Origin of the sequence: Streptomyces sp. NBC_00096 (genome assembly GCF_045041305.1) — a bacterium.
Lineage (GTDB): Bacteria > Actinomycetota > Actinomycetes > Streptomycetales > Streptomycetaceae > Streptomyces.
The window spans coordinates 2,506,877-2,522,574 of sequence record NZ_CP108221.1 but is presented as its reverse complement, the minus strand read 5'-3'; the positions used below and the strand labels follow the sequence as shown (position 1 = coordinate 2,522,574).

The 15,698-nt window shown below is 74.4% G+C and carries 10 protein-coding genes; 6 read left to right on the top strand and 4 right to left on the bottom strand.

What is annotated here, in order from left to right; translation table 11 throughout:
* Positions 1-9: 9 nt before the first annotated feature.
* Positions 10-807 (bottom strand): esterase/lipase family protein, encoded by a 798-nt coding sequence (locus OG904_RS10755; protein WP_405489733.1) that lies wholly within the window; start codon positions 805-807, stop codon positions 10-12.
* 177 nt (positions 808-984) lie between these two features.
* Here OG904_RS10755 and OG904_RS10750 point away from each other — a divergent pair, with 177 nt between their 5' ends.
* Positions 985-1,398, top strand: a complete 414-nt coding sequence (locus OG904_RS10750; protein ID WP_405489731.1) for a cobalamin B12-binding domain-containing protein — start codon at positions 985-987, stop codon at positions 1,396-1,398.
* Between the two features lie 262 nt (positions 1,399-1,660).
* Here the strand turns inward: OG904_RS10750 and OG904_RS10745 are convergent, their stop codons facing one another.
* The gene (locus OG904_RS10745) at positions 1,661-3,379 is read right to left on the bottom strand and encodes a DUF5691 domain-containing protein (RefSeq protein ID WP_405489729.1); all 1,719 of its coding nucleotides are present in this window, start codon (positions 3,377-3,379) and stop codon (positions 1,661-1,663) included.
* Between the two features lie 196 nt (positions 3,380-3,575).
* A complete protein-coding gene (locus OG904_RS10740) occupies positions 3,576-5,024 on the bottom strand; it encodes an SWIM zinc finger family protein (protein WP_405489727.1) in 1,449 nt (482 codons plus the stop codon).
* 134 nt (positions 5,025-5,158) lie between these two features.
* On the opposite strand from OG904_RS10740, the gene OG904_RS10735 reads away from it, so the two are divergent.
* From OG904_RS10735 to sucD, 5 genes are all read left to right on the top strand, one after another.
* On the top strand, positions 5,159-6,265 hold the full coding sequence (locus OG904_RS10735) for an AAA family ATPase (protein WP_405489725.1): 1,107 nt from the start codon (positions 5,159-5,161) through the stop codon (positions 6,263-6,265).
* Entirely contained in the window at positions 6,262-8,577 is a 2,316-nt protein-coding gene (locus OG904_RS10730; protein ID WP_405489723.1) for a DUF5682 family protein, read from the top strand. Before OG904_RS10735 ends, OG904_RS10730 begins: the two co-directional genes overlap by 4 nt.
* A gap of 837 nt (positions 8,578-9,414) precedes the next feature.
* Positions 9,415-10,593: a VWA domain-containing protein gene (locus OG904_RS10725; protein WP_405489721.1), complete on the top strand. Its 1,179-nt coding sequence runs from the start codon at positions 9,415-9,417 to the stop codon at positions 10,591-10,593.
* A 383-nt stretch (positions 10,594-10,976) separates the two neighbouring features.
* On the top strand, positions 10,977-12,155 hold the full coding sequence (gene sucC, locus OG904_RS10720; RefSeq protein ID WP_405489719.1) for an ADP-forming succinate--CoA ligase subunit beta: 1,179 nt from the start codon (positions 10,977-10,979) through the stop codon (positions 12,153-12,155).
* A gap of 21 nt (positions 12,156-12,176) precedes the next feature.
* Positions 12,177-13,067, top strand: coding sequence for a succinate--CoA ligase subunit alpha (gene sucD, locus OG904_RS10715; RefSeq protein WP_405489717.1), 891 nt, complete (start codon positions 12,177-12,179; stop codon positions 13,065-13,067).
* A 170-nt stretch (positions 13,068-13,237) separates the two neighbouring features.
* On the opposite strand, the gene OG904_RS10710 is transcribed toward sucD, so the two are convergent.
* Positions 13,238-15,586: a helix-turn-helix domain-containing protein gene (locus OG904_RS10710; RefSeq protein WP_405489715.1), complete on the bottom strand. Its 2,349-nt coding sequence runs from the start codon at positions 15,584-15,586 to the stop codon at positions 13,238-13,240.
* Between the last annotated feature and the right edge of the window lie 112 nt (positions 15,587-15,698).

The window sequence follows — 15,698 nt, the reverse complement described above, 5'->3', positions numbered from 1 at the left end:
GACTTTCGATCAGGCGACGGAAGCGGAACCGGGGTGCGCGAGGGCGGTCGGCCCGGATCCGTCGAGCGCGCGACGGACCGCCGCGATGACGGTGGGGTGCGCCGCGAGGGCGAGGTGACCGATGCCGGTCACCTGGACGTTCTCCGCGAGCAGGTCCGGGTGATCGATACGGGCCGTCTCGGTCGGGTCCATCAGCTCGTCGAACTCGCTCCAGAACGCCACGAACCGGGTACGGCAGCCGGGCGCGGGTGCCCGCAGTTCGGTGAGCACCTCGGAATCCGGGCGCACCTGCCGGACCAGCGGGTGCGCATCCATGAAGGGTGCGACCCGGGTACCGGAGTGCGGGGTGCCGAGCGTGACGAGCGTGCGGACGCGGGCGTCGCCGCCGAGGCGCTGCACGTAGTACCGCCCGACCAGCCCGCCGAGGCTGTGCCCCACCAGATCCACCCGGTCCTGCCCGGTGCGCTCGCACAGCTCCTCGACACGGCGGGCGAGGTGGCGGGCGGTGACGCGCAGATCGCGGGTGAAGGGTGAGTAGTTGTACGTCTCCACCTGCCGCCGGCCGCCGGCTCCGAGGGTGCGGCGCAGCAGGACGAAGATGGAGCGGTTGTCGGTGAACCCGTGCAGCAGCAGCGCGGGCGGGCGCTCGTGCGGAGCGCCGGCGGTGGTCGTCCCGGCGCCGGGGGGGCGGGCGGGGGCCTGGCGCTCGGACAGCACTCCGGTGGGATACGTCAGGATGTGCGCACCGAACACGATCGCTTCCAGTACGCCGGCCCGCAGCGCGGCCCCGGACATGGTGAGTCCCATGGACGGCCTCCCCCTAGCGTCATGGGACCCGGGGCGCCAGACCACTCCGTGCCGCGCGGCTGTCGGCACGGAGTGGTGGCACGCCATCCCACGTGTGATTTCCCCCTCGTGGTTGACCGCGAAACGGGGGTGTGCGCAATGCTGTACTTAACGTTCGTTCACTCGGGAGGCAGTGCGATGGGTGTGACCGGTCCGATCCGTGTGGTGGTGGCCAAGCCGGGCCTCGACGGCCACGACCGAGGCGCCAAGGTGATCGCGCGGGCCCTGCGGGACGCGGGCATGGAGGTGATCTACACGGGCCTCCACCAGACCCCCGAACAGATCGTCGACACCGCGATCCAGGAGGACGCCGACGCGATCGGTCTGTCGATCCTGTCGGGCGCGCACAACACGCTGTTCGCGCGCGTGCTGGAACTCCTCGCGGAGCGCGATGCGGAGGACATCAAGGTGTTCGGCGGGGGGATCATCCCGGAGGCGGACATCGCTCCGCTCAAGGAGAAGGGCGTGGCCGAGATCTTCACCCCGGGCGCGACCACCACGGCCATCGTGGACTGGGTCCACACCCACGTCCGCCAGCCCACCCAACCCTGACGCCGCGGCCCCCGCGCCTCAAACGCCGGCCGAAAACCAGGCCCTCCGGCGTTTGAGGCAGGGGGCACCCCCAGCGGTAGCTGGGGGAGGGTCTGGGCGGAGCCCAGGGAACGGGCGAAGGGCGGGTAGGAGACTCCGCCCCGCAGGGTCGCCCATCCGCACCGCAGCCCATCCGTACCGCCGCCCCGGCGCCTCGCCCCGCTCCGGGCCAGAGGGCCGTCGGGCCGTCGGGCCGTCGGGTCGGGCCCGGGACCGGGGTTGGTCAGGCGGGTGGGGTCAGTTCCGTGTGCATGGCCGCCCGGAGGCGGAGGGTGGCGACCAGTCGCTGGAAGGCCTCCGACCAGTACGCCGCCGCATCACCCTCCTCCACCGGCTCCGCCACCAGCACATCCAGCCGCCCCGCCTCCGCAGGATCGAGGCAGCGCTCCGCCAGGCCCATCACCCCGCTGAAGCTCCACGGGTAGCCGCCCGCCTCCCGCGCGGAGTCCAGCGCCTCGACCACTGCCCGCCCCAGCGCCCCCGCCCACGGCACCACGCACACCCCGAGCAGCTGGAAAGCCTCCGACAGCCCGTGGGTCCGTATGAACTCCGCGACCCAGGCCGCCCGTTCCCCCTCCCCGAGGATCGACAGGAGCTTCGCCCGCTCCGCCAGCGAAGCCGTCGCCGGACCCGCCGCGGGCGGCGCGGCCGCCGAGCCGAGCAGGGCCTGCGACCACGCGGGGTCGCGCTGGCGCACGGCGGCCCGGCACCAGGCGGCGTGCAGTTCCTCCGCCCAGCCCTCGGCGACCGGCAGTGCCACGATCTCCTCCGGGCCGATCCCCCCGAACCGCTCCCGCCAGCACGACAGTGGAGCGGACTCCACCAACTGGCCCAGCCACCAAGCCCGTTCGCCCCGCCCGGCCGGTGGCCGCTCGACCACGCCGTCGCGCAGCATCCCCGCGTCACACTCGGCCGGCGGAGTCACCCCTTCGGGGCCCACGCAGGCCAGCGCCCGCCGGGCCATCCGCCCGGCCAGCGCGGACGTCGGCAGCGCGGAGAGCAGTTCGGCGGCGGTCGCCCGGACATTGCGGCTGCGGTCGCCCAGCGCGGCCTCCAGGAACGGCTCGTCGCCCGCCGACAGGCCCACCCGCAGCGAATCGAGGAACATCAGCCGGTCCTCGGCCCGCTCGGTGGCCCACGTGGTGGCCAGCAGCCGGGGTCCGGCCGCCGCTTCGTGGGCCCGTACGGCGCCGAGCAGCGCCACCCGCTCCGCGAACAGCCCCTCCTGCCACAGCCGTTCCACGCCTTCCGGGTCCGTCGGATCGGGCAGTTCGCCGGCGCCCCCCGAACCCCCGCGCAGCGCGAACCGCCAGTCCGGATTGAGCCGGGCCAGCCACAGCCCGCGCGTCCCGGCCAGGGCCAGCGCCTGCGGCCGGAGATCGCTGCGGGCCCGCGCGACGTCGAGCAGCGCGGGCACGAGCGCGGCGGGAGCCCGGTAACCGTGGTGCCCGGCGGCCGTCAGCCACTGCGGCAGCAGCTCCGTCAGGTCCGGGGCGGACCCCCGCCGCCCGCCGGCACTGCCCGCGCCGGTCCGCCCGGCCAGCAGTTGTGCCAGCCGCCGCCGGGCCGCCTCCGGCGGCTCGGGACGCGGATCGCGCGGGGCAGGTTCGGGCCGCGGACCCGCCTCGGCGGGCAGCAGCCCGGCCCGGCGCCGCACCGTGTGCACGGCTGCGGCCCCGAGCAGCCCCTCGGGACTGCCCCGGCGCCGCTCGGTACCCAGCAGCGCGGCGCCGACCAGCTCGTCCCAGTCGGCGTAGGCCGCTTCGCCATCCGGCGCGGTGCGGGTCGCCGATTCCGTCTCCTCCGTCTCCTCCATCTCCGGCCCCGCCGCGATGGCCCCCGCCGCGATGGCCCCCGCCGTGATCGCCGCCGCCATCGTCATCGTCCGTGTGATCGGCTGCGTCGTCGTCGTGTTCGCCGCCGCGTTCGTCGCCGTGTCCATCGGGTCCTCTCCCTCTCCGTGTGCCGTGCTCCGGTCCCGCCCCCTCCGCGGGACCGGAGCAGCTCGATTCCCCTGTGGCACTTGCCGCCGTGACTACGGCCTCAACTGGCGTGGTTGTCGTTCATGAAAGCCCCCCGGCTCAGTCGTTCGAGCACGCCGGCGCCCCCGCGCCGTCGCTTCCTCCCCCTGCGCCCGCTCAGCCCAGTGCCACCGGCTCCGATGAGTCCGGCTGCCAGGCCGTCAGCGGGGTGAATCCACGGTGTCCGCATTCGCCGAACACCGTCACCGGCCCGCCCCCCGAGAGCGCGGCCAGCTGCCACAGTCCGGCCGCTGACCGGCTCCCGGCCCCGGTCAGGGGTACGGGCAGGGCGGACGTCCCCTCCGCGTCCGCCAGTTGCCAGGCCGTTTCCCCCGTCCCTCCGCCCGCTCTTCCCCCTGTCCGGTCCCCTGTCCGGTCCCCTGTGCGGTCCGCTGTGCGGTCCCCTGTCCGTCCTTCTGGTCGTCCCCCCGGTATCGGCACCACCGGGCCGAGCACCACCGGCCAGGACTCCAGCCAGGGGTCCTCGCGCAGTGCCGCGCCGTACGCCTCCAGTGCCGCGACCGTGCTCACGCCCGCAGGCGCGCCCCCGCACGGTCCGGGAGGCGCGAACCTCTCCCCGAGGTCGGCGCGCAGCCCGGCCGAACCGGGCCGGAAGCGGGCTTCCGCATCCAGCACCAGACCGACGGGCAGTGCCATCCCCGGCGGCCGTCCCGGCGGACCGAAGTCCAGGACCAGGGCGGGCCGTCCGCTCGCCAGCCCGCGCAGCCATATCCGGCGGGTGGTGAGACGGCCGTCCGGTGCCGCCGTGTCGTACTGGGCCAGCACGAGCCAGCGGTCCCGTACGGCCTCGCCCTCCGCCCGGGTCTGCAGTCCCAGACGGCTGCGGACCGTCGCGGCCAGCGGTTCCGGCAGCCCGGACACCCCCAGCCAGGCCCGGTCCAGCAGGTGCAGCAGCGCGGCCTCCTCCAGCATCCGGGCGGGCCAGCCGGCCCCGCAACTGGGTATCGTCCCCAACTCCCGCACCCGCGCCGCCAGTCCGGGCGCCTGGGCGTCGACCATCCGGGCGGCGGTCTCCTCCCATCCCGCGTAACCCGCCTGCTCCTGACCGGCGAGCCCCCCGCGGATCAGGTCCGCGAGCCGCTGCTCCAGCTCGGTGACGCCCGCGCCGATCCGGGCCGTCCGCCGCTCGGCCCGCTTCCTGGCTCCCTCCGCATCCGCCGGCCCGGCCGGTGCGGAGCGGTCGGCGGCGGTCCGCGCGGCCTTCGCCGCCCGCTCCGCGAGCCATTCGCCCGCCCAGTCCGGGGCGTCGCCCGGGGTGCCGAACCCCTCCGCGGCCCAGAGCAGCAGCAGTCCCAGCGCGTGCTTGCACGGGAACTTCCGGCTGGGACAGGAGCACTTGTACGCCGGTCCGGACAGGTCGGCGACCGTCCGGTACGGCTTGCTGCCGCTGCCCTTGCACAACCCCCACACCACACCGGAAGCGGAACCTCCGGTCTGTGACCACGGCCCCGCCCCGCCGAGTCTGGCCCCCGCCTTGCGCGACGCTTCGTCAGGAGCCAGAGCCAGTACCTGTTCCGCCGTCCAGCGGACCCCCTGCTCAGTCATGTGTTCCACCGTAGAGACCCCCACTGACAATCGCTCTGACCTGCAACAACAGCTCATCCGTGGGTCGTTGTCAGTGGTCGGGTGCATCGTGGTGCAAGCAGTCGGAAGCGGCTGCGGAGCATTGGAGGGGGACCATGACCACGACCGGGAACGAGACCACCGCAGAGGCGCTTCGACCGCACGCCGAGGACGCCTTCGCGCACGAACTGAAAGCCCTGGCCGCCGCCGACGACCGGCCCCGCCCGGCCCGCTGGAAACTCTCCCCGTGGGCCGTGGCGACGTACCTGCAGGGCGGCACGCTCACCGACGGCACCGTCATCACACCCAAGTACGTCGGCCCGCGCCGGATCGTCGAAGTCGCCGTCACCACCCTGGCAACCGACCGCGCCCTGCTCCTCCTCGGAGTTCCCGGCACCGCAAAGACCTGGGTGTCCGAGCACCTCGCCGCGGCCGTCAGCGGAGATTCCACCCTCCTCGTCCAGGGCACCGCCGGCACCCCCGAGGAAGCCATCCGCTACGGCTGGAACTACGCCCGCCTCCTCGCCCACGGACCGAGCCGCGAAGCCCTCGTGCCGAGCCCGGTCATGCGGGCCATGGCCGAGGGCATGACGGCCCGGGTCGAGGAGCTCACCCGTATCCCCGCCGACGTCCAGGACACCCTCATCACCGTCCTGTCCGAGAAGACGCTGCCGATACCGGAGCTGGGCCAGGAGGTGCAGGCCGTGCGCGGCTTCAACCTCATCGCCACCGCCAACGACCGCGACCGCGGGGTCAACGAGCTCTCCAGCGCGCTGCGCCGCCGCTTCAACACCGTCGTCCTGCCGCTGCCCGCCACCGCGGACGCCGAGGTCGACATCGTCGCCCGCCGCGTCGACCAGATGGGCCGGGCCCTCGACCTGCCCGCCGCCCCGGAGGGCCTGGAGGAGATCCGCCGCGTGGTCACGGTCTTCCGCGAGCTGCGCGGCGGCATCACCGACGACGGGCGTACGAAGGTCAAATCGCCCAGCGGCACCCTGTCCACCGCCGAGGCCATCTCGGTCGTCACGGGCGGCCTCGCCCTGGCCGCCCACTTCGGGGACGGCGTGCTGCGCCCCTCCGACGTGGCCGCCGGGATCCTCGGGGCCGTCGTACGGGACCCTGCCGCCGACAAGGTCGTCTGGCAGGAGTACCTGGAAGCCGTGGTCCGCGAGCGCGACGGCTGGAAGGACTTCTACCGCGCCTGCCGCGAGGTGACGGCATGAGCGCGGCGAAGACCGCGGTGGCGACGGGCCCGGCGCTGCTGGGGGTACGCCACCACGGGCCCGGCTCGGCCCGCGCGGTACGGGCCGCCCTGGACGCGGCGCGGCCGGCGGCGGTCCTGATCGAGGGGCCGCCCGAGGGGGACGCGCTGCTGTCGCTGGCCGCGGACCCGGGGATGCGCCCGCCCGTCGCCCTGCTCGCGCACCCCGCCGACGACCCGGGGCGGGCCGCGTTCTGGCCACTGGCCGACTTCTCCCCGGAATGGGTCGCCCTCCGGTGGGCGCAGGAGCGGGACGTGCCGGTCCGGTTCATCGACCTGCCGGCCGCGCACTCGCTGGCCGTGCCGGGGGCCGGGGAAGGGGGCGGGGAGGGGGCTGGGGAGGCGCCCGATTCCGTACGGCTGGATCCGCTCGCGGTCCTCGCCGAGACGGCCGGGTACGACGATCCCGAGCGGTGGTGGGAGGACGTCGTCGAACACCGGGGCGGGACCGGGGCGGCCGCCGATCCACTGGGCGTGTTCGAGGCGCTCGGCGAGGCCATGGGCGCCCTGCGCGAGGAGCACGGAGCCGGCGGCCACCACCGCGACCTGGTGCGCGAGGCGTACATGCGGCAGCGGATGCGGGCCGCGCGACGCGAGTTCGGCGACGCGTACGCCGTCGTCTGCGGAGCCTGGCACGTCCCGGCCCTGCGGGCGAAGACCACCGCGGCCGCGGACAAGGCGCTGCTCACCGGACTGCCCAAGGTCAAGGTGGAGACCACCTGGGTCCCCTGGACCCACCGGCGGCTCGCCCGCGCCGGAGGGTACGGCGCGGGCATCACCTCACCCGGCTGGTACGCACACCTCTTCGCGGCCCGGGACCGGCCCGTCGAGCGGTGGCTGACCAAAGTCGCGGGCCTCCTGCGGGAGGAGGACCGGCAGGTCTCCCCGGCACACGTCATCGAAGCCGTCCGGCTCGCCGACACCCTGGCCGCGATGCGGGGCCGGCCGGTGCCGGGGCTGACCGAAACCCTGGAAGCGGTCCGGGCGGTGATGTGCGACGGCTCCGACATACCGCTCGCGCTCATCGAGGACCGGCTCGTCGTCGGAGAGGTGCTCGGCGAGGTCCCCGACGCGGCGCCCGTCGTACCGCTCCAGCGCGACCTCGCGAAGCAGCAGCGCTCGCTGCGCCTCAAGACCGAGGCGCAGGACCGGGAGCTGGAGCTCGACCTCCGCAAGGACACCGACACGGCCAAGTCCCTGCTGCTGCACCGGCTTCGGCTGCTCGGCATCGACTGGGGCGTTCCGGCGGCCTCCCGCGGGAGCACGGGCACCTTCCGGGAGACCTGGCGGCTCCGCTGGGAGCCGGAGCTGGCCGTGCGGGTGGCCGAAGCCGGCATCTGGGGGACCACCGTCCTCGGTGCGGCCACCGCCCGGGCCGAGGCCGATGCGGCGGGCGCCGGGGAGCTGGGCGAGGTCACCGCCCTGGCCGAGCGGTGCCTGCTGGCCGGTCTCGCCGAGGCGCTGCCCGCCGTCCTGCGGGCCCTCGCCGACCTGGCCGCGCTCGACACGGATGTGGCGGGCCTGGCCAAGGCGCTGCCCGCGCTGGCCCGTTCACTGCGGTACGGAGACGTCCGCGGCACGGACGCGGCGGCGCTGGGGACGGTGGCGGCCGGGCTCGCGGAGCGGATATGCGTGGCGCTGCCGCCCGCCTGCGCGGCGGGGCTGGACGCGGACGCGGCGGCGGAGCTGCGGGGGCACGTGGACGGGGTGCACACCGCGATCGGGCTGCTGGGGGACGGCGGGGACGGCGGGGCCGAGGGGCTGCGGGAGCGGTGGTCGGCCGTGCTGCGGACGCTGGCCGGGCGGGACACCGTGCCCGGGCTGATACGCGGCCGGGCCGTGCGGCTGCTGCTCGACGAGGGGCGGCTGCCGCCCGGGGAGACGGCCCGCCTGATGGGGCTCTCGCTGTCCCCGGCGTCCGCGCCGGCCGACGCGGCGGGCTGGATCGAGGGCTTCGCGGGGGGCGGCACCGGGGGCGGCACGCTGCTCGTCCACGACGAGCGGCTGCTCGGGCTGATCGACGGCTGGCTGGTGTCGGTGCCGGAGCGGGCCTTCATCGACGTACTGCCCTTGCTGCGGCGGACGTTCGGGGCGTACGAGACGGGTGTGAAGCGGACCCTGGGGGAGCTGGCCCGGCGGGGGCCGGCGGGTGGCGGTGGCGTGGCGCGGGGGTCCGGTGCGGGGGTGGCGGGCTTCGGCACGGAGCTGGACCCCGTCCGGGCGGATGCGGTGGCGGACCTGGTCCGCCTAATGCTGGCGCGGACCCCGAGTTGACCGGCCGGCCCCTGCCCGGGCGGCCCCGGACCTGGGCGGCCCCGGACCCGGGCGGACCTTGCCCGCCCTGGCCGGCCCGCCCGGACCCGGCCCGGCCCGCCCCGGACCGTGCCCGGGCGGACTGGGCTGCCCCGGGCCGGGGAGTGGCGGGCTGGCTGCGGTGTGCCGCTGCGCGGGGCGAAGTCCCCTACCCACCCTTCGCCCGTTCCCTGGGCTCCGCCCAGACCCGGTCCTCAAACGCCGGACGGGCTGGATATGGCTGGGGCCGGCTCGGACGTGAACGTCGGCTGGGCTGGTTGTGGCGGGGGTTGGCTCGGATGTGGGTGTCGGGCGGGCTGGTTGTGGCGGGGGTTGGCTCGGATGTGGGTGTCGGCTGGGCCGGATGTGGCGGGGGTCGGCTCGGACGTGGATGTCGGGCGGGCTGGATGTGGTTGGGGTGGGCTCGGGTGTGGAGGTGGGGTGGGCTGGATGTGGCTGGGGGCGGCCTGTGCGTGTGTGGCGGGTGGGCTGGGGGCAGTTGGGCGGTCCCTCCGTGTGCGGTGACGGGCTGGATTGGGTGGGGTTGGGCCGCGCGTGAATGCCGGAGGGGTTGGAAAATCCAGCCCCGCCGGCGATTGAGGCGATCTTTCAGCCGCGCCGGCGTTTGAGGCGCGGGGCCGGGGGCTGGACCCGGGAGTGGTGCTGCAGGTGGCAGGGGGCCCGACCAGCGGTGGATGGGGGGAGGGGCCGGGGCGAAGCCCGGGGAACGGGAGAACCGGGTGTCCCCCCGGACGGGGTCTGGGGGTGAGCCCCGCGGGGGTGTCGGTGGTGGTTGGGACGGGAGTAGGGGATGGGCAGATGGTGAGTTCGGGGAATCCGGCGGGTGCGCGGGGCGTCGCCGACGAGCGGGTGCGGCGGTGGCGGATGGTGCTCGGTGGCGGGGAGGGGGACGGGACCGGGTGCGCGCTGGAGGGCGCGGACGCCGGGATGGACTCCGTGCTCGGGGCGCTGTACGGCGGCAGAGGCAGCGGCGGGGGGCGCCGGAGCGCCGGGGAGCGGTCGGCCGGGCTCGGCGGGTCCGCGCCCGGCGTGGCGCGCTGGCTCGGGGACATCCGGACGTACTTCCCCACCTCCGTTGTGCAGATCATGCAGCGGGACGCGATCCAGCGCCTCGGCCTGTCCGCGCTGCTGCTGGAGCCCGAGATGCTGGAGGCGGTGGAGCCGGACGTGCACCTCGTCGGCACCCTGCTCTCCCTCAACAAGGCGATGCCCGAGACGACCCGGGAGACCGCCCGCGCCGTGGTCCGCAAGGTGGTCGAGGCGCTGGAGAAGCGGCTCGCCTCCCGTACGCGCGCCACCCTCACCGGTGCCCTCGACCGGTCCGCCCGGATCAGCCGGCCGCGGCACGCGGACATCGACTGGGACCGCACCATCCGGGCGAATCTGAAGAACTACCTCCCCGAGTACCGCACGGTCGTGCCGGAGCGGCTGATCGGCTACGGCCGGGCCGCGAGTGCGGTGAAGAAGGAGGTCATCCTCTGCATCGACCAGTCGGGCTCGATGGCGGCCTCCGTCGTCTACGCCTCCGTCTTCGGGGCGGTGCTGGCTTCGATGCGTTCGATCGCGACCCGGCTGGTCGTCTTCGACACCGCGGTCGTGGATCTGACCGATCAGCTCGACGACCCCGTCGACGTGCTCTTCGGCACCCAGCTCGGCGGCGGCACCGACATCAACCGCGCGCTCGCCTACTGCCAGTCGAAGATCACCCGGCCCGCCGACACCGTCGTCGTCCTCATCAGTGATCTCTATGAGGGCGGCATACGCGACGAGATGCTGAAGCGGGTCGCGGCGATGAAGGGCGCGGGCGTGGAGTTCGTGACGCTGCTCGCCCTGTCCGACGAGGGCGCACCCGCTTACGACCGCGAACACGCCGCGGCCCTCGCCGCGCTCGGAGCCCCGGCCTTCGCCTGTACGCCTGACCTGTTCCCGGAGGTGATGGCCGCGGCGCTGGAGAAGCGGCCCCTGCCCGTTCCGTGAGCGGGCCGGCTGTCCGGCGCCGGCCCGGCGCCGGCCGCGCGCAGCCTCGCAGGAGCACCGCGGAACCCCCGCAGGAGCCCCGCGGGAGCCCCGCGCGCAGCCTCGTAGGACCCCCGCACGAGCGCCTTCCGATCGGCGGATCACACGAAGATGCAGTTCAAGCGTGAGGCGATCTGTGACAGGTATCACCGCTCAGGTGTGATCTGCGATTTAGGGACCTACGTCCCGCGGGGATAACCTGCGGGACGGACATGCCGCGTCCACGGTCACCGTGTGCGCCTTCCTTGTGACAGCGCCGTCACGTTGCCCTCCGCGGCACGCCCACGCAGATAGCAGACAACCGCGAATCACTGCGAATCTTTGAAGACAAGGGACGGACGCGCGTGGACCTGTTCGAGTACCAGGCGAGGGACCTCTTCGCCAAGCACGGTGTACCGGTGCTGGCCGGTGAAGTGATCGACACGCCTGAGGCGGCGCGAGAGGCCACGGAGCGGCTGGGCGGCAAGTCGGTCGTCAAGGCGCAGGTGAAGGTCGGCGGCCGCGGCAAGGCCGGCGGCGTCAAGCTCGCCGCCACCCCGGAAGAGGCCGTCGCCCGTGCGACGGACATCCTCGGGATGGACATCAAGGGCCACACGGTCCACAAGGTGATGATCGCGGAGACCGCTCCGGAGATCCTGGAGGAGTACTACGTCTCCTACCTCCTCGACCGCACCAACCGCACCTTCCTGGCCATGGCCTCGGTCGCGGGCGGCATGGACATCGAGCAGGTCGCCGAGGAGACCCCGGAGAAGCTCGCCAAGGTCCCGGTGAACGCCAACGAGGGCGTGACCATCGAGAAGGCCCGCGAGATCGTCGCGCTGGCGCAGTTCCCGGCCGAGGTCGCCGAGCAGGTCGCCGAGGTCCTCGTGACCCTGTGGGCGACCTTCATCGCCGAGGACGCGCTCCTCGTCGAGGTCAACCCGCTCGCGAAGGTCGCCTCCGGCGAGGTCATCGCGCTCGACGGCAAGGTCTCGCTCGACGAGAACGCCGAGTTCCGCCAGCCGGGCCACGAGGAGTTCGTGGACCACGCGGCCGCGAACCCGCTCGAGGCCGCCGCCAAGGCGAAGAACCTCAACTACGTGAAGCTCGACGGCGAGGTCGGCATCATCGGCAACGGCGCGGGTCTCGTCATGAGCACCCTCGACGTCGTCGCGTACGCCGGCGAGAACCACGGCGGCGTCAAGCCCGCCAACTTCCTGGACATCGGCGGTGGCGCCTCCGCCGCCGTCATGGCCAACGGTCTCGAGATCATCCTCGGCGACCCGGACGTCAAGTCCGTGTTCGTCAACGTCTTCGGTGGCATCACCGCGTGTGACGAGGTCGCCAACGGCATCGTCCAGGCGCTGCAGCTGCTCGAGGACAAGGGCGAAGCGGTCACCAAGCCGCTGGTCGTCCGCCTCGACGGCAACAACGCCGAGCTGGGTCGCAAGATCCTCTCGGACGCCAACCACCCGCTGGTCCAGCGCGTGGACACCATGGACGGCGCGGCCGACAAGGCCGCCGAGCTCGCGGCTGCGAAGTAAGGGCAGAGGTCACAGACTCACATGGCTATCTTCCTCAACAAGGACAGCAAGGTCATCGTCCAGGGCATGACCGGTGCCACGGGCATGAAGCACACCAAGCTGATGCTGGCTGACGGCACCAACATCGTCGGCGGCGTGAACCCGCGCAAGGCCGGCACCACCGTCGACTTCGACGGCACCGAGGTCCCGGTCTTCGGGTCGGTCGCCGAGGCGATGGAGAAGACGGGCGCCAACGTCTCCGTCCTCTTCGTCCCGCCGGCGTTCGCCAAGTCCGCGGTCGTCGAGGCCATCGACGCCGAGATCCCGCTGGCCGTCGTCATCACCGAGGGCATCGCGGTGCACGACTCCGCCGCCTTCTGGTCGTACGCGACCTCCAAGGGCAACAAGACGCGGATCATCGGCCCGAACTGCCCGGGTCTGATCACCCCCGGCCAGTCCAACGCCGGCATCATCCCGGGCGACATCACCAAGCCCGGCCGCATCGGTCTCGTGTCCAAGTCGGGCACGCTGACCTACCAGATGATGTACGAGCTCCGTGACATCGGCTTCTCCTCCGCCGTCGGCATCGGTGGCGACCCGGTCATCGGCACCACGCACATCGACGCCCTCGAGGCGTTCGAGGCGGACCCCGACACCGACCTGATCGTCATGATCGGCGAGATCGGCGGCGACGCCGAGGAGCGTGCGGCGGACTTCATCGCGAAGAACGTCACCAAGCCGGTCGTCGGCTACGTCGCGGGCTTCACCGCACCCGAGGGCAAGACCATGGGCCACGCGGGCGCCATCGTCTCCGGCTCTTCGGGCACCGCGCAGGCCAAGAAGGAGGCCCTCGAGGCCGCCGGCGTGAAGGTCGGCAAGACCCCGACCGAGACCGCGAAGCTGGCGCGCGAGATCCTGGCCGCCGCGCAGTAGTCGCCGCGCGGCAGCCGCTCCGGCGGTCTGCGGCGCAGACGGGCGTGGCCCGCACCCTGTGAGGGGTGCGGGCCACGCCCGTTTTTCCGTGCCGCGGGGTCGCGGGTGGCGGCGACCGCCGTCTGTCCGGGGCCGTCTGTCCGGGGCTCGGCTGCTCCGGGCAGGCCCGGCTACTCCAGGCTCGGCGCGATCCGCGCGGTGCCGGCCGACGGGTCGGACAGCAGCTTGTCGTGCAGCTGGCGGCCCTGGTCCGAGAGCTGCTGCGGGCCGCTGTGCGGGGGCACGCCCGACACGCTGGCGCCGGGCGCGCGCGGAGGCTCGTACTCGGTCGGCGCGGTCACCACGGTGTAGGCGGTCGCGGCGGCGATGAGCGCCGTCACCCCGACCACCGCGCGCGTCCACCGCCGTGTTCGGTGCTCGCCGGCCACCCGTACGACGGCTGCCGCGCGGGGCTCCAGTCGTACGGCGGGCGTCAGCGAGCCGAGCCGTTCGCGCAGCAGCGCGGACTGCTTGCCGGGCTCCGTGTCGGCCAGTTCGGGGATCTGGTCGGCGAGGTCGGCGTGCGCGTTGACGAGCCGGTTGCCGGCGGTCGGCGTGGAGGCCTCGGTCTCGGCGGCGGTGTCGGGGAGGTCCAGCCCGACCCCGTCGTAGAGCAGCACGGTGCGGCGGTGGGCCGGGGGCAGCGCGAGCATCGCGTCCATGAGGACGCGGTCGGCGGGGTCGGCCGGGGGCTTGTCCTGCTTGTCGGCGTGCCGGTGGCCCCGCCGGAGCTGGTGCCAGGGGGAGAGCGCGTACTCGTACGCCGCCGCGCGCACCCACCCGACCGGGTCCGGGTCGGTGGCGACCTCGGGCCAGCGCTCCCACGCCTGTTGGAAGGCGCGCTCGACGGCCTCGTGCGCGAGGGCGCGGCGGCCGGTGAGGAGGTAGGCCTGGCGGGTGAGGGCGGGGGCGGTGCGGTTGTAGAGGGCGTCGAAGGCGGAAACCGGCGAGGTGGTGTCCTGCGGAGCGGTACGGGGACCAGGGCCCGGGACCCCGCCCCCGTGGCCGCCGCCGACCGGGGCCGTGCCCGGGGTCGGACCCGTGCCCGGGGCCGGACCCGTGCCGGTGCCCGGAGCCGTGGCCGGAGCCGTGCCGGTGCCCGTGCCAGTGGCGGTGCCCGTGGCCAGAGCCGTGCCGGTGGCCGGAGCCGTGCCGGTGCCAGTGCCGGTGGCCAGGGCCGTGGCCGGAGCCGTGCCGTTGCCCGGGGCCGGAGCAGTGCCGGTGCCCGTCCCCATGGCCGTGCCGGTGCCCTGGGCCGTGCCCATGCCCGTGCCCGTGCCCGGAGCCGTACCGGGGCCCGTATCGCGGGCCGTGTCCGTGTCCGCGTCCGGCCCGGGGCCCGGGCTGCTGTCCGTTTCCGGACCCGGGGTCACCGGGCCGCCGGGCCGGAGGGCGTTGAGGCCCGCGCCCGCGCTGCTGCCGCCGCCACCGCCGGCTCCGGTTTTGACCGTGGCCTTGGTCTCGTGCCGGGGGACCCCGACAGGGGGCTTCGCGGCGCGCTTGACCGCGGCCTTCGGCCGGGTCTGGGCCGCGACGGGCCGGGTGAGACCCCGCATCCGCAGCCCGAAGTGGCTCCCGGCGGCATCGGCGGCCAGGTCCGCGTCCGTGGAGGCGCCGTCCTGGTCCGCCGGGGCGCCGGCGGCCGACGCGGGCGGCGGGGTGGTCACGGCTGACGGCCCGTCTGCGCTCGTGGGGACGGAGCCGGTTGCCGGATCGGCGGCTGATGCCCGGTCCGTACCCGTGGAGCAGGCGTCGGCTGCCGCCTGCTCCGTGTCCGCGCAGGTGAAGCCGGATGCCGTGCGGGCGGCTGACGCCGGGGCCGTGTCCGTGGAGGTGGCGCGGCTTGCCGCAGCGGCGGCTGACGATGCGTCCGGGGCCGCTGCGGTCCGGGCGGTTGCGCGCTCGGGCGTCTCCGCGCCCGGGTTGCCCGGCTTCGGTGCGGCGGGGGCGTCCGTGACGGTGCTGTTGGCCCAGGAGGGCCTGGTGGGCGCGACGGCCCCGCTGCCGAGCCGCGCCCCGGCAGCCGGGGCCGGACCCGCCGCGTCGGCCCGGTGCTGCCCCGCGACGGGACCGTCGGCCTGGTGCTGTCCGGCGGTGATGGGGCCATCGGCCCCGTGCTGTCCGGCGGCTGCGGGACCGTCAGCCCGGTGGTGTCCCGTGTCGGGCCGGTTCGGGTGCGGATCGGAGTCGGCGCCTGGGATGGTGCCGACGGTCCAGTCCGGGCGGGGCTGGTCGGCGGCGGCCGGGGCGGAGCGGCCGGGCTGCGGGGCCTGGTCGGCGGCGAGCCGGGCCAGGAGTTTCGCGTAGGCCTCGCGCTTGCGGCCCCGGGGGTGGGTGCGGCCGGTCTCCCAGGAGCGGACCGTGTTCGAGGTGACGCCCACCGCCGCCGCGACCTCGTCATGGGTCAGATCGGCGGCTTCGCGCAGGCGCCGGCGTTCCTTCGGGGTGGGGAGGCCCAGCTCCGTGACGCTTTGTGTCATGCCACACTCCCCGCGACCCGGACGCCCTGAGCGAAAAAGTACATAAACGTATATTGAGCGACACCACGGTCATTCGCCTGTTACCCGCCCATAGCGCGTGTCGTTGGCACCA

What these genes read in the sequence shown, in the direction of transcription:
- OG904_RS10745 (WP_405489729.1), bottom strand. Translation starts at nt 3,379, where the DNA reads ATGGACACGGCGACGAACGCGGCGGCGAACACGACGACGACGCAGCCG.
- OG904_RS10725 (WP_405489721.1), top strand. Translation starts at nt 9,415, where the DNA reads ATGGTGAGTTCGGGGAATCCGGCGGGTGCGCGGGGCGTCGCCGACGAG.
- OG904_RS10750 (WP_405489731.1), top strand. Translation starts at nt 985, where the DNA reads ATGGGTGTGACCGGTCCGATCCGTGTGGTGGTGGCCAAGCCGGGCCTC.
- OG904_RS10730 (WP_405489723.1), top strand. Translation starts at nt 6,262, where the DNA reads ATGAGCGCGGCGAAGACCGCGGTGGCGACGGGCCCGGCGCTGCTGGGG.
- OG904_RS10735 (WP_405489725.1), top strand. Translation starts at nt 5,159, where the DNA reads ATGACCACGACCGGGAACGAGACCACCGCAGAGGCGCTTCGACCGCAC.
- sucD (WP_405489717.1), top strand. Translation starts at nt 12,177, where the DNA reads ATGGCTATCTTCCTCAACAAGGACAGCAAGGTCATCGTCCAGGGCATG.
- OG904_RS10740 (WP_405489727.1), bottom strand. Translation starts at nt 5,024, where the DNA reads ATGACTGAGCAGGGGGTCCGCTGGACGGCGGAACAGGTACTGGCTCTG.
- OG904_RS10755 (WP_405489733.1), bottom strand. Translation starts at nt 807, where the DNA reads ATGGGACTCACCATGTCCGGGGCCGCGCTGCGGGCCGGCGTACTGGAA.
- OG904_RS10710 (WP_405489715.1), bottom strand. Translation starts at nt 15,586, where the DNA reads ATGACACAAAGCGTCACGGAGCTGGGCCTCCCCACCCCGAAGGAACGC.